General features: G+C 64.7%; 18 protein-coding genes. 11 read left to right on the forward strand and 7 right to left on the reverse strand.

Annotated features, from left to right (window positions below):
* The first annotated feature begins 67 nt into the window (after positions 1 to 67).
* A complete protein-coding gene (locus tag WBA38_RS13805) occupies positions 68 to 1,489 on the forward strand; it encodes a hypothetical protein (RefSeq protein WP_424322938.1) in 1,422 nt (473 codons plus the stop codon).
* Positions 1,490 to 1,500: 11 nt separating this feature from the next.
* Here WBA38_RS13805 and WBA38_RS13810 read toward each other — a convergent pair whose 3' ends face one another.
* Together WBA38_RS13810 and WBA38_RS13815 are read right to left on the reverse strand one after the other, a co-directional pair.
* On the reverse strand, positions 1,501 to 2,436 hold the full coding sequence (locus tag WBA38_RS13810; protein WP_424322939.1) for a hypothetical protein: 936 nt from the start codon (positions 2,434 to 2,436) through the stop codon (positions 1,501 to 1,503).
* Between the two features lie 51 nt (positions 2,437 to 2,487).
* Complete coding sequence (locus tag WBA38_RS13815) at positions 2,488 to 3,051, reverse strand: HhH-GPD-type base excision DNA repair protein (RefSeq protein ID WP_424294253.1); 564 nt, start codon at positions 3,049 to 3,051, stop codon at positions 2,488 to 2,490.
* Between the two features lie 33 nt (positions 3,052 to 3,084).
* On the opposite strand from WBA38_RS13815, the gene WBA38_RS13820 reads away from it, so the two are divergent.
* Positions 3,085 to 3,627, forward strand: coding sequence for a hypothetical protein (locus tag WBA38_RS13820; protein ID WP_424322940.1), 543 nt, complete (start codon positions 3,085 to 3,087; stop codon positions 3,625 to 3,627).
* Positions 3,628 to 3,648: 21 nt separating this feature from the next.
* Here WBA38_RS13820 and WBA38_RS13825 read toward each other — a convergent pair whose 3' ends face one another.
* The 3 genes from WBA38_RS13825 to WBA38_RS13835 all read right to left on the reverse strand — a co-directional run bounded on the left by WBA38_RS13825 (position 3,649) and on the right by WBA38_RS13835 (position 7,107).
* Positions 3,649 to 4,821 (reverse strand): lipase family protein, encoded by a 1,173-nt coding sequence (locus WBA38_RS13825; RefSeq protein ID WP_424322941.1) that lies wholly within the window; start codon positions 4,819 to 4,821, stop codon positions 3,649 to 3,651.
* Positions 4,822 to 4,904: 83 nt separating this feature from the next.
* Positions 4,905 to 5,990 carry a hypothetical protein gene (locus tag WBA38_RS13830; RefSeq protein WP_424322942.1) on the reverse strand — a complete coding sequence of 362 codons (1,086 nt, stop codon included), beginning with the start codon at positions 5,988 to 5,990 and terminating at the stop codon, positions 4,905 to 4,907.
* A gap of 262 nt (positions 5,991 to 6,252) precedes the next feature.
* Complete coding sequence (locus tag WBA38_RS13835; protein WP_424294057.1) at positions 6,253 to 7,107, reverse strand: hypothetical protein; 855 nt, start codon at positions 7,105 to 7,107, stop codon at positions 6,253 to 6,255.
* Between the two features lie 263 nt (positions 7,108 to 7,370).
* Here WBA38_RS13835 and WBA38_RS13840 point away from each other — a divergent pair, with 263 nt between their 5' ends.
* The 4 genes from WBA38_RS13840 to WBA38_RS13855 are packed head-to-tail and all read left to right on the forward strand — an operon-like array spanning position 7,371 to position 11,626.
* Positions 7,371 to 8,426 (forward strand): thiamine ABC transporter substrate-binding protein, encoded by a 1,056-nt coding sequence (locus WBA38_RS13840; protein ID WP_424322943.1) that lies wholly within the window; start codon positions 7,371 to 7,373, stop codon positions 8,424 to 8,426.
* Positions 8,427 to 8,469: 43 nt separating this feature from the next.
* Entirely contained in the window at positions 8,470 to 10,107 is a 1,638-nt protein-coding gene (locus WBA38_RS13845) for an ABC transporter permease (RefSeq protein ID WP_424294059.1), read from the forward strand.
* Entirely contained in the window at positions 10,107 to 11,138 is a 1,032-nt protein-coding gene (locus tag WBA38_RS13850; RefSeq protein ID WP_424294055.1) for an ABC transporter ATP-binding protein, read from the forward strand. The genes WBA38_RS13845 and WBA38_RS13850 overlap by 1 nt, the downstream gene beginning before the upstream one ends.
* A 41-nt stretch (positions 11,139 to 11,179) precedes the next feature.
* Positions 11,180 to 11,626, forward strand: coding sequence for a (deoxy)nucleoside triphosphate pyrophosphohydrolase (locus WBA38_RS13855; protein ID WP_424294058.1), 447 nt, complete (start codon positions 11,180 to 11,182; stop codon positions 11,624 to 11,626).
* Here the strand turns inward: WBA38_RS13855 and WBA38_RS13860 are convergent.
* Positions 11,604 to 11,780: a hypothetical protein gene (locus WBA38_RS13860; protein WP_424294054.1), complete on the reverse strand. Its 177-nt coding sequence runs from the start codon at positions 11,778 to 11,780 to the stop codon at positions 11,604 to 11,606. The two genes, WBA38_RS13855 and WBA38_RS13860, sit on opposite strands and share 23 nt — an antisense overlap.
* Before the next feature lie 175 nt (positions 11,781 to 11,955).
* Between WBA38_RS13860 and typA the strand changes: the two genes are divergently transcribed.
* From typA to WBA38_RS13885, 5 genes are all read left to right on the forward strand, one after another.
* Positions 11,956 to 13,863, forward strand: a complete 1,908-nt coding sequence (gene typA, locus WBA38_RS13865) for a translational GTPase TypA (protein WP_424294053.1) — start codon at positions 11,956 to 11,958, stop codon at positions 13,861 to 13,863.
* 63 nt (positions 13,864 to 13,926) lie between these two features.
* Positions 13,927 to 15,828, forward strand: a complete 1,902-nt coding sequence (locus WBA38_RS13870) for an ABC transporter family substrate-binding protein (RefSeq protein WP_424322944.1) — start codon at positions 13,927 to 13,929, stop codon at positions 15,826 to 15,828.
* Positions 15,825 to 16,691, forward strand: a complete 867-nt coding sequence (gene mshB / locus WBA38_RS13875; RefSeq protein WP_424322945.1) for an N-acetyl-1-D-myo-inositol-2-amino-2-deoxy-alpha-D-glucopyranoside deacetylase — start codon at positions 15,825 to 15,827, stop codon at positions 16,689 to 16,691. Before WBA38_RS13870 ends, mshB begins: the two co-directional genes overlap by 4 nt.
* Before the next feature lie 2 nt (positions 16,692 to 16,693).
* Positions 16,694 to 17,047, forward strand: coding sequence for a hypothetical protein (locus WBA38_RS13880; RefSeq protein ID WP_424294049.1), 354 nt, complete (start codon positions 16,694 to 16,696; stop codon positions 17,045 to 17,047).
* Positions 17,048 to 17,099: 52 nt separating this feature from the next.
* Positions 17,100 to 19,694, forward strand: coding sequence for a bifunctional FO biosynthesis protein CofGH (locus WBA38_RS13885; protein WP_424294048.1), 2,595 nt, complete (start codon positions 17,100 to 17,102; stop codon positions 19,692 to 19,694).
* A 324-nt stretch (positions 19,695 to 20,018) separates the two neighbouring features.
* Here WBA38_RS13885 and WBA38_RS13890 read toward each other — a convergent pair whose 3' ends face one another.
* Positions 20,019 to 21,689 carry an FAD-dependent oxidoreductase gene (locus WBA38_RS13890; RefSeq protein WP_424322946.1) on the reverse strand — a complete coding sequence of 557 codons (1,671 nt, stop codon included), beginning with the start codon at positions 21,687 to 21,689 and terminating at the stop codon, positions 20,019 to 20,021.
* Positions 21,690 to 21,778: the final 89 nt, after the last annotated feature.

A 21,778-nucleotide genomic window follows, 5' to 3' on the forward strand; every position in this document is an offset into this window, starting at 1 on the left:
CGCGTGCGACGCCTGCACTGCAACGAATTATGCCCACGGTGACAATGACGGATGGTGAGGAGGTCCGGTGCGAGCGCTCAGCCCACCCGACGCCGCGATGTATTGGCGGTCACTGAATTCGCCTACCGACCAATTCCTGCTATACGCCTTTGCCCTCAGTGCGGACGGTGCTGACGGCAACCACAGGGACGGCAACCACCGGGACGGCAACCACAGGGAAGGGGCGATCCTGGGCGAGTTGCGTGAGCGCGCGGACCGAATCGCGGACCTGCACCTTCGGATCGACCCGGTGCCCGGGAATCTTGATTTCCCGCGCTGGACGCGGACCCCGATACGCGATGACCAGTTTCGTCTGCACCCGGGCGACACCTGGGAGGACTGCCTCCTGACGATCGCCGACATGATGGACAGGGGGCCAGCAGCGGGCGGGCGAACCCCCGACGAACTGTGGCGCGTGCACGTCTTTGGGGACCTGACCCAGTTGCCAACTGCAGCCGGCGGACACGGTCGGGTGGTCATCCTGCAGATGTCGCATGCGCTCGGTGACGGTCGTACCGCATCTGCCATCGCGCGGTGCCTACTGTCAGCGGAAGGCCCGCCAGCGGGAAGCGCCTCATCGGGCCAGCGCAGCGGAGAAGAGTGGTCCCGGCGAGTGCCGATGTGGGGTTACGTCTCCGACGCGTGCGCTGCCGGTGTCGGTTTGATGACAACGCTCCCCAAGTTGGCCGCGGCCATGGCCTTGGGCATTGACGCCTGGAGGCGTGCGGGGCCGACCGAAGCCGCAGGAGAACACGACCTTCCGTCCACGACACCAGCGGCGATCGTTCCGACCCGGCTCAATGTCTCGGCTCCAGCGGTGGCCGCGCCCAAGATCACTCGTCTTCGTACCGTGACGGTTCCACGCGAGCGGGTCCGACTGTGTGGACCTTCGGTGACGACCGGCGTGCTCGCAGTCCTCGGCACGGTCCTGCCAGAGATAGGCGGATCTAGCGACGGTCGAGTTGTCGCTGAGGTGACCATTGCGCGCGAGCCGGTTGCGGGTCAACGCAACAACTTCTTTACCACCGGTATCGACCTGCGGAGCGATCTGCCGCTAGCCGACCGCGCCATGGTCATCGACCAACAACTCCGCGATGCTCGGGTTCGCGATGACGCCCCCGTCCGGCGTGCCGAACGACGAGCTGCCGCCCAGGCTCCCGCAGTCCTTGAGTCACTCGCGGTGGTGATGAATGCGGCGTCGGCTACCCCGGCGCGGGTGGCAGGTACGACCATCGTCTCGTCGGTCAATCGCGGACCCGACGACCTCGCCCTCGGAGGTGGACGCGTGTTGTTTACCGCTGGCTTTCCCGCACTATCGGCAGTCCACGGACTTAGTCACGGCGTCCACGGCATCGGTGACGTCGTGACAATCTCCATCGCCTCGCACTCGATGGTCGAAGCGCAACTCGACCGCTACGTGGCGGCATTGGAAGCCGTCTTCAACGCCTAATCCTTGGGCGCCTAACGCCCGGGGTAGCGGCTGGCGGCGTCGTCGGTCGGGTCACCGGCGAGTTGCGGGCGCGTCTGGGTCACGGCCCCGCCGGCCCCGCCAGTGCCGCCGGTTCCGCGGGTCAGGCGTTTGGGGAGGCGGTCGGCGAGTCCGCCAATCGGCGCAACCGACGCGTTCAGCAATTCGACCACTTCGTTGAGGTGATCGACTGTTTCCTGCATGGCGGCCAAGTTCGGCGGTAGGGAAGCGAGAGTTTCGGACAGTTCGGTGAACTTGTCGAGCGGTCCGCCGGGGGCGATCAGCTTTTCCAGCGCGCCGTCGGCGCCGAGAAGTTGGTCGAGGAGGCCTTCGTCGCTGGCCGCGCGGTCGAGGACGCCGCCCGGCTGAGACAGCTTCTCCAGCACTCCGTTCGGCGCCGTCAACTTGTCGACGATGCCGCCCTCGGACGTAATGCGCTCCAAGATGCCTTCGTTGTCGGTGAACTGGTCGACGACTCCGCCTTCGCGGGTTAGCCGGTCCAGTGGCCCGCCCTTCGATGCCACGCGCATCAAGATGCCGTTTTCGTCGGTCATCTGGTCGAGTAGCCCGCCGCGCTCGGTCAGTTTCTCAAGGAGCCCGTCGGGGGCGGTCAAACGGTCGATCACACCGCCCGGCTGAATTAGGCGATCGAGCGGCCCGCCGCTGGCGAGAATGCGACCGAAGGGTCGGTCGGGGCTTAGTAGGTCGGCAACCTGGGCCAGGATCGTCAGTGGTGCGCGGACGGTGGCGATCTCGCCGCCGCCGTTGATGCCGATCACAGAATTAACTTCGCTCTCCACGCTCTCGGCGGTGAGGCGGGCGACGTTGAGCACCGACTCGAGGGTCGACAGAGCGATGCCAGCAGTCGCGAAACCAATGCGTATCGGGATTTTTATCGCGGTACGAACATCGTTCGCGCTTTTATTCATGGTTGTAGATTGTAGCGGCAGACACATCCGGGCCCTACCGCTTAGTGCCGTCTACTGCTTGGCTGCGGCTTTCGCGGCCTTCTTGAAGTCGCGAACTCGCTGGAGCGAGTCGGGATCGGTGACATCGGCGACTGACCGGTAGCCCTTGCGTCCGTAGTCGCCGGTCACTTTGGTCCAGCCGCGTGGCTTCACATCCAACTGCTTGGCCAGCAGGGCGACGAAGATCTTGGCTTTCTGCTCGCCGAATCCGGGAAGTGCCCGGACGCGGCGGAAGAGTTCTTCTCCGGTTTTGGCGGTAGTCCAGATTGCGGCGGTGTCGCCGTCGTATTCGTCGACTACCACTCGTGCGAGCTGCTGGATCCGTTCGGCCATCGACCGGCCATAGCGGTGGACGGCGGGCGGCGTCGCGCACAAATCGGCGAACGTCTCGGGATCGGCGGCGGCAATTGCCACCGGATCGAGGGTGCCGAATCGGTCTAGAATTTTTGCCGGGCCAGCAAAGGCGCGCTCCATTGGAAACTGCTGGTCAAGCAGCATGCCGGTCGTCAAGGCAAAGGCATTTGTCGACAGGAGGTCGTCGGCGGCGCGCTCCTGGGCAATTTGGAGTCTTCCCATACAAGGATCGTAGATGCTGGCACACTCCCACACATGCGCAGCGGAAACTCACGTGCAAACGTCAACAGTCACAGTGGCCGAACCTCTAAGAGGTATGCCACCCGAGTCGGTGCCGTTGTCGCAGCGACCGCGTCGGTCGTTGCGGTTGGGGTAGTCAGTGCGCCGACCGCTTCGGCAATCCCGTGGGACGGCAAATTTGTCCGGACCATCTCGTGCAACAGTGCCAACCCGTGGCCAAGTGCGCCGATTAGGATCAAGGTCGACATCTATACCGGTGGAACCGCATCGGACGGACTGCCCGGCCCCTCAATTTCCTTGGCGGCCAACAACACCAACGGCGTGGGACCGTTTGTTGAAGTGACCACTCTGACAACCGTGAACTGGCGCAATGTCACCACTGGCCGCAAGGGGTCGGTCCGCGTCCCGACCCGAGCGCGGAACGCGGACTGGGAAGCAGTCCTGCACCCGGGGCGAGGCAAGGTCTCCTTCACCATCCATCAAAAGATCGGCGCCCTCGCGTTCAACCCGATGGTGAACCCGCAGTACTCGTCGTGCCGCAGTAGCGCCGTCGTCTAGGTCGCTGGTGCCGACTCGACGCTAGAAGAGGTCCTCGAGGTAGGCGTCGACGGCCGAGCGTTCCTGCTTGCGGGCCGCCGCGTCATCACCGGTCAGGTAGGTCTTCATCGTGACCTTGTTGCTCGCGAACTGGGCCTGTGTCACGTATTCCAGCGAGGTCGGGACTACGACCGTCGGATCCATGAGTCGCTGACTCATTAACACCGGGCGACTGAAGCCCCGTGACGGGATAGCCAGCGACTTACGCAGCGCCGCAGCAAGTTTCGCGTTCGACGACAGCGGCCGCGACACCAGGTCCGCGAGCTGCGTGCCGCCTATCTCCTTGGCGAGGGCGGCGCTACACAGGGTGCGAGCCTGCTCGACGAGCGCGGTGCCGCGTGTTGAAAGGATCGACTTCACATCGTCTGGCTCCTGGGCGGCAAGCGTGTAAAGCACATCGGCGACGACGCCCGTCGGGACCGGCTGCGACGATGGGCTCAGATTCGTGACGAGGTCGTCGTAGCCGGCGGGAATGCTGGTGGCGGTGGCGCCGCGGAAGTCGAGTCTGCCCGACTGCCACGATGCGCCGTTTCGGGCCAATTCAACGGCGGCAGAAGCGCCCTGTCCTTCACCGACCACGGCCCATTTCGGCGACAGATCGGACTCGCCGACGTCGCTCCCCGCGCGCACCGCGTCGACGATGTTGTGGGCGGTGGCGCTCACATCGGAATACTGGGGCGCGCCGGGCATGCCGACCGCGGCATAGTCGGGCGAGATCACCGCGTAGCCCTGCTTCAACAGGCGTGTCACTGCGGCGTCGTCAGCACCGTTGCGGGTCTTTGACGGCGCGCACGACTGATTCCAGCCATTCGAGGCGTGGGCCCACACCAATACCGGCCAACCGGCGCTCGGCGTCTTACCCTTCGGCTCCAGCAGCGTTGCGGTCGACAGGTGAAGCCGTTCGTCCGAACCCGGCGACCAGTAGGTGTACTCCTGGCCGCGGGCAGCGCCGGCGATGAGACTTGTGGGAGCGATGACGCGGTTGGCGTACACCGATCCTGCGGTCTGACCACCTTGCTCCGGCACCGCCTCGGCCGGGTCAGCGAAAGCTTGAGCGCCAGTCACACTACCGACGGCCACTGCTGCGGCAGCCGTGGTCACGACCAGGGTCTTCCCGACGCGGGTGCGGGTGAACCGGCTCTTCGCGGTGGTCATTATGGGGGTCCTTTGCGGGCAAGATGGAGGTAGATCGTTGGATGTAGATCAGGGGAGACGAGCAGTGCTGGCGTGCCGTGTCGTTAGCTTTCGACTGCACCGAGGGCGGGCAGGAAGAAGCAGGTCCGTCCCGCCTGGGTGGTGGTCCCGAAAACGGCAGACAGGATGGTGCCGTCACCGGTCTTGACCTTCGCTAGCCGAATGCCGTGGAAGTTCTCAGTGCTGGCGAGCAGTTCCTTCAGCGGTCCGGCTTCGGCAGACTCCGAGATCGGCTTCAAATCGGCCAAGCCGCCCTGGAGCGTGGAGGTGTTGAACCAGGCGACCTGGAAATTGTCCGACTCCGGCTTACTCGGCGGAACGATCGCGTAAGCGGTCTCGTCCGACTTGATCGCCGCCAACAGGTCGGGGTCGTTGTTCGGCAAGAGGTTGGCGAGCGCGCCCAGGATGCCCGGCTGGCTTGCCTTCAACGTCGGCCAGGGACCGGGGACGGCGAGTGCCGGTGCCGTTGCGAGGCCCAACGGATTGTCGGAGGTCGGATCGGCACACAGGGGTGAAATTGCCGGGGTTAACAGGTTGGCGCCCGTTACCTTCTGCAAGGTGGTCAGAATGTCGTCAGCCGCTGGCACCGCGCCGATGGTGGTGGAATCAGCGGCAGGCGACGGAGCGCCGGGAGCGACGGGTGCTTCCGGGGAAGCTGGCGCTGTAGCAGCCGGATCGGTGGGGGCAGTCGGATCTGTGGGTGCTGCTGGATCAGTCGGTGCTGCCGGGTCGGTGGGGGCGGTCGGGCTTCCGGAGCCCAGTCCGAGCTTGCCGAGGATGGATGAGTCCAGGCCGATGCTGTCGAGCAGGCCTGTACTGCCAAGGTACTTTGACGGGTCCAGCTGACCATCTGAGGAGAGGATCGCTGTCAACGCCTCCTTAGCCTTTTCCGTGCCGCCGGTGGCTTTCAGCGTGCTCACCAGGTCGGCCAGTTCCGCATCGCCGGGAATCTCGGGCAGCGTCGTCGCTCCGGACGGCGCCGGGGTGGCGTTGTCGGGCGCGGGGGCGCCGGGAGCAGCGGGGGGAACGGTCTCTGGTTCAGCATGCGCGACGGCGGGAAAGCTCAGGGCTGCGGTGGTGGCGACGGCGAGGCCAGCGATTCCTACCCGCATCGATCGGTTCATGCGCATGGTCACAGGGGTCCTCCCGAACGTAGATGCTTGAAAGCGAGCATCGGCCACCAGGCCATGTTGCGGCTGTGGCTGATGTGACTAATGTTTCTCAAGTTAATAATGAGTAAGTCGGAGTGGCTTTCTCAAGTCTCGAGTCCGAGTCGTGACCTCCCCGCGACCGGCGGGAAACTTGCATCGGCAATGCAAAATCGCGCTAGCAGAAAAGCACCGCGCCCCAGACTTCGAGTCTGGGGCGCGGTGCTGAGAAAAAGGCGGCTATCTAGATGATCGCAGTGCCGATGGTCGGGGCGATCCCGCACGAGATAACGCGACCCTTGGTCTTGGTGGTCACCGTTCCGTAGATCGTCGAGACGATGCGGCCGCGGCCGGTGTTGGCAATCGCGGTGAAGGTGCCGGGGCCCTTGGTTGCATTGATCTTCGGGTTGGGGCGCAAGTTCTGCTGGCCGGTTCGACCGTTGTCGATGTTCAACCAGGAGACGGTCAGTGCCGTGCGCATTGCCGGGCCGGTTCCCAAACTCGTGTAGACGTAGCCGGCCTGACCCTTCTTCGGGCCGGGTGCCGGAGCCTTCTGCGGGCCTGCGGTCACCAGGGCCATGCCAACCGAGTTGCCGCCACCGGGCATGCATCCGAATCCCAGGGTTGGGTACAGGAACTGCTGGATTCGCGGCTTGTTGGGGCCGGTCGGGATGTCGGGGGCATCGTCCTTCTTGGCGGCCGGGTTGGCTTCCAGTTCAAAGGTTTTGGCGGCTTCCCTGGCACCAGGCTCGCCGAGGAAGTCGATCAGCGAACGCCAAACCTCCTGTGCCTGCGCGGGCACGGCGGGGTTATTGGCGAGCGTCTTGACCTGCGCAAGAAGGTTCGTGTTGACGTTGCCGTCAGAGTCGCGCGTGGCGGCCGAACCGATAATCGCCGGGGTCAGCGCACCGAGCGACTCCAGCACCTGCGGATCAACGTCGGGTGCGTTCTCAGCATCCGGGATCGGCAATTCCTGCTGGGTGTTTGGTGCGGCGTCGGCCGGCGCTGCCGATGCGGACGCAGGGACGATCAGGGCGGGGGCGATGACGGCAGCCGCCGCGATGGCGGCGGCGGTGCGGCGGGGGTGCGCAAATCGCACAGCTGTGATCCTATTCGGTCGTCGAGCAATGGGATTTTCAGAGAGATCCACGAAAAACCTAACTCGGCGATTCTAACCACAACTCGATGGTGCATATGTGGCTGCTGGGGCAATTGTTACGGAAGTGTTTCATGGGATTACGTTCGTCTGGTCCGGCAAATTCCGATACCCGTTCCCAACTGGCTATATTCGCCTCCGGAGGAACCAGTGCGCCGCGAGTGAAGACTTTTCGGCGACTCACAACCGAGGAGATACGCAGACCGATGGCAATTTTCGGTAACCGCAGCGGCGGCATTCGGCGACCCGGTCGCACGATGATCGTCGCCTCGCTGGCAATATCCCTGGTAGCGACGCTATCGGCATGCGGATCTGGCGAAGGCAGCGCCAACGAGGTCACCCTCCTCACGCACGATTCGTTCCAGTTGCCGCAAGAAATCGTCGACCAGTTCCAGACCGAGACCGGAATGAAACTCAAAATCGTGCACTCCGGTGACGCGGGAGCGCTGTCGGCCACGATCTCCCTGACACCCGGATCCCCCAAGGGCGACGCGGTTTTCGGTATTGACAACACCTTTGCGGCTCGCCCCATCGAGGCCAAAGCACTCCTGCCCTATGTGTCACCCGCCGCGGCCAATGGCGCCGCCGAGTTCAACGTCGAAGGGTCGGCCGGCGAACTGACTGCCGTCGACCGCGGCGACGTCTGCATCAACATCGACGACGCCTGGTTCGACACCCGAGGTATCGAGGCGCCGACGCAGTTTGATCAACTCACCGAGCCCAAGTACCGCGATCTGACAGTTTTGATGGATCCATCGACGTCGTCGCCGGGCATGGGGTTCCTGCTGGCGACGCTTGGCCGGTTCCGGAATCACGCGCAGGACTACTGGCGCGGCATGGTCAGTAACGGCGCAAAGATCGTTTCCGGCTGGGAAGTCGCCTACAACCAGGAATTCAGCGCGGGGGCCGGCCACGGGAAGCGACCGATCGTCGTGTCTTACGCATCAAGCCCGGCCGCGACACCCGGCACCAGTGCGCTCCTGGACTCGTGCTTCGCACAGGTGGAGTACATCGGCGTTCTACGCGGTGCCGCCAATACCGAGGGCGCGAAGAAGCTCGTCGACTTCATGCTGAGCCCGACGGTTCAGGCCGCGCTGCCGACCTCCATGTACGTCTACCCGGTACAGAAGGGCACACCCCTGCCCGCTAGTTGGCGACAGCGAGCTCCCATCCCCGCGTGGACTGTCACCATGACCCCCGCCTACATCAGCGCCCACCGCGAAGAATGGCTGAACGAATGGCGTGCGGTCGTCAAGGGCTAGGCCGTTGACTGACACTGGCACTCCCCGGCGCGGTTCGTCGACCATGCGCGCGGTGGCCGCGGTACCTGCGCTATTTATTGCCCTCCTCTTCGGGTGGCCGCTCGTCGAACTCGTCCGACGAGCGGCCGACGACGGGACCGGCCTCCGGGTCAGTGAACTCCTGGCCCGGACTGGCGGCTGGGATCTGCTGTGGATCACCCTTGCTCAGGCCGCGGTATCGGCAGTGCTGGCCGTCCTCGTCGCCGCCCCAATCGTCTGGCTCCTGGCCACCGTCCAACTCCCGGGATCGGCGCTGCTGCGCATCATCGTCACCGTTCCGTTTGTGCTGCCGACCGTGGTCGTCGGCGTGGCCTTCCGTGCCTTGCTGACCGGGCCGCTCAGCTTTCTCGGCATCGATGGGGGCTGGGCGGCGATCATCCTCGCGCACATCTTCCTCAACGTCGCGGTAGTAGTGCGCGTGGTGACGGCCGCCTGGCAGCAGGTAGACCCGCGAACTGTCGAAGCTTCGCGAACGCTAGGGGCGACCGCGTCGCGGGCCTTTGTCGACGTGGTGATGCCGCGAATTGTGCCGGCGATCGCGGCCTCAGCCGCCCTGGTGTTCCTGTTCTGTTCCACCAGCTACGGCGTCGTCGTGATCTTGGGTAACGGAACTGCGCGCACGCTGGAAACCGAGATCTACCAGCAGGCAGTCGGCTATTTCCGGATCCCGGAAGCCGTCACGCTCTCGATGCTGCAGATCGCCGTCGTTGCCTGCGCCCTTCTGCTCGCGAGAATTGTCGGGGGACGCAGCACCGTGAGCGGTCCGATGGCGGTGGGGCGCGCGCATCACCGCCGCCCGCGCGGCTTCGCGTGGGTCGCGGTTGTGACCATTCTGGTCTGGATTGCGGTGTGGCAATTGTTGCCACTGGCGGCGCTTCTGGTGCGATCAGTGCGGCCCGACGGTCGTCGTTGGACAGTGGACGGCTACCGCGCTCTCACCGATGCCACCTATGGCGATTCTGCATTCGTCGCGATGAAGTATTCGCTGACCAGTGGCCTGGCAGCGATGGTGATCTCGGTGATAGTCGGGAGCCTCATCGCGCTGTCGGTAACCCGCGGCGGTGGCTGGCCAGCGCAGATCGCCGCGTTGATCGCGGTGCTCCCGCTGGGGGTCAGCGCCGTGACACTCGGTTTCGGCTATCTGCTGGTTGTCTCGAAACTGCCCGCCGAGCTGGCCCAGTCGCCACTGGTGATTCCGGCGGTCCAAGCACTCCTGGCGATCCCGGTTGTCGCAGGCATCATGATCCCGGCGTTAAACCAGGTACCGCCGCGCCTTCGCGATGCCGCCCGCACTCTCGGGGCTGGCCCGCTGCGCGTCATAGTCTCGGTCGACTTCCGGCTCACTATCCGATCCCTGTGTGCGGCAGCCGGATTTGCATTTGTCATGGCTATCGGAGAATTTGGTGCCACCCGATTCTTGGCCAGCGCAGACACCACAACGCTGCCCGTGCTCATCGGATCTCTGATGGGACGCCCCGGCCAGGACAACCTGGCGACGGCAATGGCGGCGTCGGTCTTGCTGGTGGCGGCGAGTGCGACGATTATCGCGCTCATTGAACTGCTCGGCGGCGGTGCCACTCAGACGCGGACGGCGTCCCCGCCGGCTGCCCCGAAACTCACTAGCGAAAAGGCCGAGGATTAATGCTGACCTTGAACGACGTGACCGTTCGCTACGGGCGCTTCGCTGCCGTCGATCGCGTCAATTGGTCGGTTGGTTCGGGTACCGAAGCGGTGACGGCGCTGCTGGGCCCGTCCGGGTGCGGCAAGTCGACGCTGCTACGTGCCGTGGCTGGACTCGAACCCGTCGCCGCTGGCGTGATCTCGTGGGACGGGACGGACCTGGCGAAAGTGCCGCCGCATCGCCGCGACTTTGGAGTGGTCTTCCAAGATGGGCAACTCTTTCCGGGGCGGACGGTGGCGCAGAATATCGGCTACGGCCTCGCTCGGCGCCGCATACGTGGCGCAGCAGCCTCGCGGCGGATCGAGGAAATGCTCGACCTCGTGCACCTGCAGGGGTACGGGTCCCGTCCGGTAGCGGCGCTGTCGGGTGGACAGGCACAGCGCGTCGCGCTGGCTCGTGCCCTAGCCCCAGAACCACGACTGCTCCTCCTCGACGAACCGCTCGCTGCCGTCGACTCGCAACTGCGCGAATCACTGGCCGAAGCGATTGGCGAAATCGTCCGTGCCGCGGGTACGCCGACAGTGCTCGTGACCCACGACCACCGCGAGGCCGCCCTCATGGCCGACGCGGTGTCGGTGATGCGGGCGGGCACCATCGTGCAGACCGATGCGGCGTCGCGGCTGTGGCATCGACCGGTCGACCACGACACGGCGTCTTTTCTCGGAGCGCGGGCGGTGGTTAGTGGAAGTGTGCGTCAACAAGTTTTGACGACGGCATTTGGAACCGCGTCGCTCGCCGACGATGTGAGTTTCGGCAGCGTCACCGACGGCCCGTGCGAGGTGGCCTTGCGGCCCGAGTCAGTCATCGCCAGCCCGGACCCGAACGGTGGCGCAGTGATTGAGCATGCGGCGGCGCTGGTCTCCTCGTGGCGGGTGCGCGTCACGACCGCTGACGGTTCCACCCTCGAGGGCATCAGTTCGCATCCGGTGAAAGCAGGCGATCGAGTGCAGATTCGCCTCGACGCTGGAGCGTTGGCGGTGATCGCCCGATGAAGATCGAACCGATGACGAGCGAAGCGAGCGAGAGCGAGGGGATGTCGAGCCAGCGTGGCACCGAACAGGTCAGCGATGTTCTGGTTGTTGCCGGAGCCATCATTGCCGGGTCGCGCATGCTGTTGGCGCAGCGGGACTATCCCGCCGACGTCGCCGGCCTGTGGGAACTCCCCGGCGGGAAGGTCGAACACGGGGAGACACCCGCGCAGGCACTCGCACGTGAATTATGTGAGGAACTCGACGTTGAGATTTTTGCGGGCGCGCAACTCGCCGATGTGGTGCGACCAAAACCGGGTTTGACGCTGGTCGCCTTGCGGGCCGAAATCGTGTCGGGAACGCCTCGCGCGCTGGAACATCGGGCCATCGAGTGGGCCGATCCCGACCGTCTCAGCGAGCTATTGGATGCGGGCGCAATAGTGCCGAATGACCTCGCTTGGGTTCGAGAAATGGTTGCTGAACTGCAGTTCAGGCAGCGCGGGCCTTCTTGAGAGCCTTGTTGGCCTGCTTCTTCGACATGTGATTGCAGTCGAGCTTTCCCATCCGGTGGATGACCACGGGGCAACGCAGGCAGCGGGTCGACTTCTTGCAGCACTTCTTCTTCGGCTTCAGCTGCGCGACCTTCGCCGGACTCGTCTTACCCATGGCCTGATATTAGCGCAGCCTAACCACATTCGCGCAAGAGCCCGTCGCGAAAAGGTTCCCGATTCCCGTACCCTTAACGGGTTGATCAGCTATCGGCATGATCAGTGTTGGCAAGGTGCGCATCAGCGCTGCCTGCCACCGCATGACACCTGATTCAGATACGAAAGAGACCTTAGTGAGCGCAGTCACCAACTTCCGCAACGTCGCGATCGTGGCGCACGTCGACCACGGCAAGACCACCTTGGTCGACGCGATGCTGCGTCAGTCCGGAGTGTTCGGTGAACGCGCCGAACTGGTTGACCGCGTCATGGACTCCGGCGACCTCGAGCGCGAGAAGGGCATCACCATTCTCGCGAAGAACACCGCCGTGCATCGCCGTCAGCCCGACGGCACCGAGTACGTCATCAACGTCATCGACACCCCCGGTCACGCCGACTTCGGCGGCGAGGTGGAACGCGCGTTGTCGATGGTTGACGGCGTGGTTCTGCTGGTGGACTCCTCCGAGGGGCCGCTGCCGCAGACTCGTTTTGTGCTCCGCAAGGCGCTGGCCGCGTCGCTGCCGGTGATCGTCGTCGTCAACAAGACCGACCGCCCCGACGCCCGCATCAGCGATATCGTCAGCGAATCACAGGACCTTCTGCTCGACCTCGCCTCCGAATTGGACGACGAAGCCGCAGAGGCCGCGGAACTGGCACTCGATCTGCCGGTCCTGTTCGCCTCGGGCCGTGCGGGTATCGCCAGCACCGAGCAGCCCGAAAATGGTCAGGTTCCCGACGGTGAGAACCTCGACCCGCTCTTCGACGTCCTCATCAACAGTGTTCCGGCACCGAAGGGCAACATCGACGCGCCGCTGCAGGCCCACGTCACCAACCTCGACGCTTCGCCCTTCCTGGGTCGCCTCGGTTTGGTCCGCATCCACAACGGCACCCTCCGCAAGGGTCAGCAGGTTGCATGGATCCGCGAGGTCGACGGCGAGCAGGTCGTCGAGCGCGCAAAGATCACCGAGCTCCTGGTGACCCTCGGCGTCGACCGTGCACCCGCAGAGGAAGCCGTCGCCGGTGACATCGTCGCCGTCGCCGGCATGTCGGAAATCATGATCGGCGATACCCTCGCCGACCCCGAAAACCCGATTGCTCTGCCGCGCATCAGCGTCGACGAGCCCGCGATCTCGGCGATCATCGGCACCAACAGCAGCCCCCTCGCGGGCCGCGTCAAGGGCCACAAGCTGACCGCGCGCATGGTCAAGGATCGTCTCGATTCTGAGCTGATCGGCAACGTGTCGCTGCGCGTGCAGGACGTGGGCCGACCCGACGCCTGGGAGGTTCAGGGTCGTGGCGAGCTGGCGCTGGCCATCCTCGTCGAGCAGATGCGTCGCGAAGGTTTCGAGCTGACCGTCGGTAAGCCGCAGGTGGTTACCCGCCAGGTCAATGGCAAGACGCACGAGCCGTTCGAGCACCTCACCATCGACGTCCCCGAGGAGTACCTCGGCGCGGTGACGCAGTTGCTGGCCGCACGCAAGGGCCGCATGGACCAGATGAACAACCACGGCAGCGGCTGGGTTCGCATGGAGTTCCACATCCCGTCGCGTGGCCTCATCGGCTTCCGTACCGACTTCATGACCGAAACTCGCGGCACCGGCATCGCCAACGCCGTCTTCGACGACTACGGCCCCTGGGCTGGCGAGATTCGTGCCCGCCACACCGGTTCGCTGGTCTCGGACCGCGCGGGCACCGTGACCCCGTTCGCGATGATCCAGCTGGCCGATCGCGGCACCTTCTTCGTCGACCCGGGTGACGACTCGTACGAAGGCCACGTCGTGGGTATCAACCCCCGACTGGAAGACCTTGACATCAACGTCACGCGCGAAAAGAAGCTGACGAATATGCGTCAGTCGTCTGCCGACGTCATGGAGACCCTGGCCAAGCCGATGCGCTTGGACTTGGAAGGCGCGATGGAATTCTGTGCCATCGACGAATGCGTCGAGGTGACGCCCGAGGTTGTCCGTGTGCGTAAGGTCAACCTGGACTCGAATACTCGGGCACGTGAGCGCTCGCGCGCAAAGTCGCGCGACGCCAACGTCTAAATTGATGTCGTCTGAGTCGATGTCTTAGTAGGTCGTTTGGCTGGTAGGGGTGAAGGAGTGCGGATGAGGACCGTGCGGGCGCGAATCTCCGCGATCGCTATTGCGGGATTGGTGGCTCTAACGGCCACCGCATGCATGGCAGATCCGCCTCCACCCGTTCGGGAAACCCTCCCGACGCACACCCCCAGCGAATATCCGGACGAACGGACCGTCACCATCGCCACCGACTCGATCGGTGCGGGGTTCAACCCGCACCTCGGTGCCGATCAGGGAACGGTCACGACGGCGATTGCCGCCATGACTTTGCCGAGTCCGTTCGTTCCGGTGAACACACCGGACGGTGTGCAGTGGCGCGTCAACGACGCCCTCCTGACCTCGGCCGAAGTGATCTCCGATGCGCCCTTCCAGGTCCAGTACAAGATCGAAGGCGACGCCCAGTGGTCGGACGGACTCCCCGTTACCGGAGACGACTTCCAGTACCTGTGGGAGCAGATGTCGCGGCAGCCCAACGTGATTCGTCCCGCGGGATATCGCGCAATCTCAAACGTGCAGACTTCCGGCGGCGGCAAAGTCGTCACCGTCACCTTCGACGAGACATACCCGAACTGGCGACAATTGTTCGACAACCTCCTGCCCAGCCACACGCTGCGGTCGGACCCGACGGGCTTTCAAGTTGGCATGGACAAGGGCAAGCCCATCACCGCTGGTCCCTTCCAGATCTATTCGATCGACCGGTCACGCGATGAAGTGCGGTTGATCCGCAACGACCGCTACTGGCGCAAGCCCCCGGAAATCGATCAAGTGGTGCTGCGCAAGGCGGGTACGCCGCAGCAGATGGCGCAAACGATCCGTAACGGTGACTCCACCCTCGCCGCACTGCCGACCGGAAACGCTTCGGCGCTGGAACTCGGTGCCATCCCCGGTGTCGCGAGCAACCGACTGCCCACCACGCGGGCTCTCGCGGTGAACGCGAACGCGCGGTCGAAGGTGATGGCCTCGCAAGATGTTCGCAAAGCCGTGTTCGGCATGCTGAACGGTGCGCTGATTACTGCTGCCGCCGCGGGCGACGACGTTGTGACGCCCTATGCCAACACCGTGTATGCCCCGTCGGACCCCGGTTACACCGCGCCCAACCGTGCACGGCCATCGGAAGCTCAGGTTCTCGAATGGTTAGCCGCAGCGGGTTACCGACCGGGTGTGGCAACGCAGCGCCCGGAACCGGTTGATCCGTCGGCGTCGAGTGAAGCACCCGCCCCCTCGACACCGGCGCTGGTGCCCGCGGATGTGCCGGGATTGCCGTTTGGCGTGGCTCCGATTCAGCTCGACGGCACCGATCTGGTGGTCCGGATCGGTGCGACCAACACCGATCAGAGTTCGCTGTCGGCCGCGGAAACCATGGTCGACCAACTGCGGTCGAAGGGTGTTCGCGCCAGCGTCGTCGGCATGTCGAACACCGAACTGTACGGGCAGGCGCTGACCGCAGGCCGCGTCGACCTGGTCGTCGGCTGGACCGGCGTCGGCGGGAGTCCCGCAACGGAATTCGCATCGCAGGTGGCCTGCCAGGCACCGCCGAAGGGCACGGAGGCCGGCGCCCACACGGTGGAGCGGGGCAGTGATCAGCCCGCGGACGCGAGCATTCTGCCCACAACGCCGCAGGCACCTGGCGTCACCACATCGACGGCGAAGCCGGACACAGACGTGGCCGCAGATGCCAGCTACACCGGCAATGTGTCCGGACTTTGTAACCCGCAATTGATGGCATTGGCTTCGACTGCGGTGCAGGCCGAGGATCCGACCTCCGTGTTGCAAGAGGCGGAGGGCCTGCTGGCCGACCAAGCCGTGTACCTGCCGATCTTCCAAGACACCATGTATGCGGCCGTCACCGATCGAATTGTTGGTGTCGAACTGAACGGTCCCGCACAGCTTGGCGTCTTTGGCGGCGCGGAACGGTGGTCATTGCGATGATCGCCCCGCTGCGGATGCTGCTGGTACATGCGCATCCTGACGACGAGACGATCATGACCGGTGGAATCATCGCCGAATATCTCTCGCGTGGCGTCGACGTGCGGGTGGTGACCTTTACTCTCGGCGAAGAGGGCGAAGTCATTGGTTCGCGGTGGTCGCAACTCGTCGCTGATGGGGGTGCCGATCAGCTCGGCGGTTTCCGGATCGCCGAGCTTGCGGCGGCGTTGGCCGAGCTCACTCCGCCCGGAGTGCGTGGGCCCCGGCCGCGGTTCCTCGGCGGTGCCGGTCACTGGCGTGATTCGGGTATGGCTGGCACACCGTCTGCGGAGAATCCTCGTGCGCTGGTCCAAGCTGACCTCGGCGATCTGGTCGAGGCGCTGACGCAGGAGTTGGCCGACTTTGCTCCGCAGGTCGTCGTCACCTACGACGCGGCGGGCACTTACGGGCATCCCGACCATATTCGCGTGCACGAGGTCACCCGCCGGGCGCTCGAACAATTCCAGGTCGACGGCCCGCCCATCAAGGTCTACGAATCGATTACCGAGGCATCGGAACTGCAGCGCGGACTGGCTGCCGTCACCGCCGTCCCCGATGGCTGGCGTATGCCTGCAGCAGGCGAGCTCCCGAGCTATCCGGACGCGGAAGTGACCGCGGCGATCGACGTCAGCGGAGTGCTCGACCGCAAGGCTCGGGCCCTCGCAGCCCACGCGACGCAGGTGGTCGTGGCGCCGTCGCGGACCGAGTTCACGCTGAGTAACAACATCCTGCAACCAATCATGACCACCGAACACTTCATTCGTGTCGACACCGGTCGCGAGCCCGGGATCCGCGAAACAGACCTGTTCGCCGGGGTGGTCAAGTGAGCGTGACCAGTCGTATCGAGTTGGGGATTCTGGTCGTCAGTGGCCTTCTCCTCGGCATCCTTACCTCCGCATTCCTTCTGGTACGAATTGGTTCCTGGCCATTCCCGATCACCGCGGTCATCGCCGGGATCGTCAACATCGTCATCTGGAAGATCGCCGCCTTGTACACCAGGTCGGCATGGCAGTTCGCGCCGTTGATCGCGTGGCTGGTCGTCACCGTCATGGCGATGCTCCCGATCTTCGGGAATGGATCATTGCTGACCGATTGGCGACTATTCCTCCTGTTGGGTTTGGGCTTGGCGGCGCCGGCTTTCTATATCTCCAACTCCCGCATGAGGGATCTGACCAAACTGTGATCGAATGCCACCGCGGTGCCCCGATCCATTCCACGTGGCTACCATCGGAGAAGTGACCATCTCTTCCAACGGCAATACTTCCCCCGGCAGCCCTTCGGCAGCCGACTCTCACGAACCGTTGCCGTCCGCGACTGCCATGCGTCGGGCGCTACGCCGGGTACGAGACGGCGCGGTCCTCAACGTCGACGAGGCGGCCGTGCTCTTGGCTGCCACCGGCGACGATCTTGTCGCCCTGTGTGATGCTGCGGCGCGCGTCCGCGACGCCGGGCTGGAAGCCGACGGTCGTGCCAAACAGATCAGCTATTCGCGCAAGGTCTTCATTCCGGTCACGCACCTGTGCCGCGACCGCTGCCACTACTGCACCTTCGTGACAGTGCCCGGCAAGCTCGCCCGCGAGGGCAAAGGCATGTACATGGAGATCGACGAGATCGTCGAAGTAGCTCGCCAGGGTGCCGAGCTCGGCTGCAAAGAAGCGCTGTTCACGCTTGGCGATCGGCCGGAAGACCGGTGGCCCGAAGCGGCCGCATGGCTCGACGAGCGCGGCTACGATTCGACTCTTGATTTTGTTCGCGCCGCAGCGATCCGCGTTCTGGAAGAGACCGGCCTGCTGCCGCACCTCAATCCAGGTGTCATGAGCTGGGAAGAGATCAATCGACTGAAGCCGGTCGCGCCGTCGATGGGCATGATGCTGGAGACCACGGCTCGCCGACTGTTTACCGACAAGGGCGAATGCCATTACGGGAGTCCCGACAAGGACCCCGAGGTGCGTTTGCGGGTGTTGACGGACGCTGGCCGTCTTGCTGTCCCGTTCACCACCGGAATCCTCGTGGGGATCGGGGAGAATCGCACCGAGCGGGCCGAGTCGATTTTCGCGATTCGGAAGTCGCACAAGGCGTTCGGCCACATTCAAGAAGTCATCGTGCAGAATTTCCGAGCCAAGGAGCACACCGCGATGAGCGGTGCCCCCGACGCGGAGATGTCGCAGTTCCTGGCGGCGATCGCTGTTTCGCGCCTCATCTTGGGCCCCGGCATGCGGATTCAGGCCCCGCCGAACCTGGTGTCACTCGATGAATGTCGGGCGCTCATCGGTGCCGGGGTCGACGACTGGGGTGGTGTTTCGCCGCTTACCCCCGATCACGTAAACCCGGAACGTCCGTGGCCGAACCTCGACACCCTCGCCGAGGTCACCGCATCCGCTGGCTACCAGTTGGTTGAGCGGATCGCCGCGCAGCCCAAGTACGTCAAGGCGGGCAATCCGTGGGTTGATCCGCGGATCATGCGGCATGTCACGGCGCTCGCCGACCCGGTGACCGGACTGGCCGCCGACGTGAAGCCCGTCGGCCTGCCGTGGCAGGAACCCGACGAGGAGTGGGATTCGTCGGGCCGCGTTGACCTCAACTCGGAGATCGACACCGACGGTCGCAATACCGAAACTCGCAGCGACATCGACAACGCGTTCGGCGACTGGGACACCATTCGCGAACAGGTCCTCGAACTCGGTACCGGTGCGCCCGCGCATCTGCCGTCGGAGGTGGCTGCGGCCTTGCGTCGTGCCGAAAGCAATCCGGCGGGCCTGTCGGACGACGACTATCTGGCGCTTGCCGAAGCCGACGGGCCGGGCTTGGATGCGCTCGCCGCTTTGGCCGACTCGATTCGCGCCGACGTGGTCGGCGACGACGTGACCTATGTGGTGAACCGGAACATCAACTTCACCAACATTTGCTACACCGGCTGCCGGTTTTGTGCATTCGCCCAGCGCAAGGGCGATGCTGACGCGTTCACGCTGTCGACAAGCGAGGTTGCCGACCGCGCGTGGGAAGCACACGTCGACGGTGCCACCGAAATCTGCATGCAGGGCGGCATCGATCCGGAACTCCCGGTGACCGGCTACGCCGACCTGGTGCGCGCCATCAAGGAACGTATTCCGTCGATGCATGTCCACGCATTCAGTCCGATGGAGATCGTCAACGGCGCATCGCGCGGCGGCGAGTCTATTCGCGACTGGCTGTCGGCGTTGAAGGAAGCTGGCCTCGGCTCCATTCCCGGCACTGCCGCGGAGATCCTTGACGACGAGGTCCGCTGGGTCCTGACCAAGGGCAAATTGCCGACTGCGTCGTGGATCGAAGTCATCACCACCGCGCACGAGCTGGGGATTCCGTCGAGTTCGACGATGATGTACGGGCATGTCGATGCCCCTCGCCATTGGGTGGGGCACCTTAATACTCTCCGCGACATTCAGGACCGTACCGGTGGTTTCACCGAGTTTGTTCCGTTGCCGTTCGTTCACCAGTCGTCGCCGCTGTATCTCGCGGGTGCGTCGCGCCCCGGTCCCACTCGCCGGGAGAACCGCGCCGTCCACGCCCTGGCGCGTCTGATGCTGCATGGTCGGATCGACCATGTGCAGACGAGTTGGGTGAAGCTTGGAACCGAGGGCACCCGCGTGATGCTGCGCGGCGGTGCCGACGACCTCGGCGGCACGCTGATGGAAGAAACGATCTCGCGCATGGCGGGCAGCCAGCACGGTAGCGCCAAGACCGTCGCCGAACTGCATGAGATCGTCGAAGGCATTGGTCGCCGACCACGCCAACGCACCACCGAATACGGGCAGGTGCACGCTCCGCTTCTCGGCGGCGTCGGCCTCGTCTAATTGTTCCCGCATGATGCGTTGATTCCCGCTCCACGTCAGACGTGGAGCGGGAATCAACGCATCATGCGGGAAGGGGGAAGGCGCGTCTACCGTGCGCCGAAAAGCTTCTGGAAAAAGCCGGGCTCGTCGGGATGACCCTGGCAGCGTTTGGACGCGGGGACGCCGCGCATTACCTCATCGACGTGGCGGCCGCAGCCGCGCCAGGTGGTCTTGCCGCACTTCTTGCACGTTGCTCGTTGGCACATGGGTGATGCTCCTCAGTTAGATAGTGACTCAGCTGTGTGGTGGTTCAGCCGAGTGCTGGCTCAGTGACGGACTGGCTCGTCAGGCGGGTTGGAGTTCGGCGAGACGTTCGGTGGCGCGCAGGGTAAGCAAGCCGCCGGACAGGTTGGCGGCGTCTAAGCCCGCTCCGCGAAGCACGCGGTACGCCAGGTACGACCGCACGCCGCTGGCGCACAGCACGCGGATCGGTTGTCCCGCGGCGGCCTCTCGGATGTCGTCGAGTCGGTCGCGGACTTCCGTGTGCGGGATGCACAGCGCGCCGGGAACGGGATCTTCGTCCTGCTCGTCGGGGCCGCGAACGTCCAGCAAGAGGAAGCCCGACTCGTCGATTTGGTCGGCGTACCAGAGCTTCAGCGACCCGTTGATGACGTTCTCGGCGATCATGCCCGCCATATTGACCGGGTCCTTTGCCGAACCAAACGGCGGCGCGTAGGCCAGGTCCAGGTCGATCAGGTCGGGTCCGGTCATGCCTGCGCGGATCGCGGTGGCGAGCACGTCGATGCGTTTGTCGACACCGTCGATACCGGTTGCCTGGGCACCGAGGATGAGGCCGTCTGACCGACGAATGTGCATCAGCAGATGGATCTGCTCGGCACCGGGGAAGTAGCCGGCATGACTGCCCGGATGTAGATGGACCGTGGCGTAGTCGATACCCGCCGCATCGAGCGCGCTGCGGTTTGCGCCGGTCATGGCGGCGGTCAGCGAGCCGACGCGAACGATCGCCGTCCCGACGGGATGCGGGATCGGTCGCGCGGTCGACGGGTTCACGATGTGGTCGGCAACGAGCCGTCCGGCGCGGTTGGCCGGGCCCGCGAGGGCCACCGGCCTGCGTAGGCCCGTCACCGAATCGGTACTGACCGTGGCATCGCCGACTGCCCAGACTCGGTCCAGGTTGGTGCGGCCATGCTCGTCGACGACGATGGCGCCGCGTTCGCACGCCACGCCCGCGGCCTCGAAGGCTGCCGTGTCGGGGCGGACGCCGACCGACAAGACGATGACGTCGGCGGTGATGCGGGTGCCGTCGGCGAGGATCACGGTGTCAGCGTCGCTGCCCGTCTCGATTTCGGTCGCGGCAACGCCCGCGTGGACGGTGATGCCCATGGTCGCCAGTTCGTCCTGGATCAGTGCGGCCATTTCGGCTTCCAGGGGTGGCAACACGTGCGGGGCAAGTTCGACGACGTCGACGCTCAGGCCTTGCATCCGTAGGCCTTCAGCGGCTTCCAAGCCGATGAAGCCTGCGCCGAGGACCACGGCGCGCGTGGCGCCGGAGTCGACCTCGTCGCGCAGCGTGACCGCATCGCCGACCGTGCGCAGCGTCTGCACCCGCGGCGAGTCGAGGCCGGGCAGCGGGGGACGCAGAGCGACCGCGCCGGGGGAGAGAATGAGGGCGTCGTACTCCCAGTCGGTGACTGGCGCGTCAGGTGCACCCCAATTGCGGACCTGAACGGTTTGAGCCGTCGGGTCGACGCCGATCACTTCGTGCTTGATGCGGACGTCGATGTTGAGGGCGGCCTTCAGTGATTCTGGAGTTTGCACCAGGAGCGACGCTTCGTCTTCGATCTCGCCGCTCACGTAGTACGGCAGACCGCAGTTGGCGAATGACGGATGCTCGCCGCGTTCAAAGACGATAATTTCGGCGTTCTCGTCGAGCCTGCGTGCGCGGGCCGCGGCGCTCATTCCGCCGGCGACGCCGCCAACCATCACGATTCTCACTGGAGGTCTCCTCGGTCGTATGAAAGCTGGGCGATTTATACCCCAGGGGGTATCACCAACATACCCTAGGGGGTATTTGGTTGGCAGAA

Source organism: Gordonia sp. (in: high G+C Gram-positive bacteria) (genome assembly GCF_049647785.1).
Taxonomy (GTDB): Bacteria; Actinomycetota; Actinomycetes; order Mycobacteriales; family Mycobacteriaceae; genus Gordonia.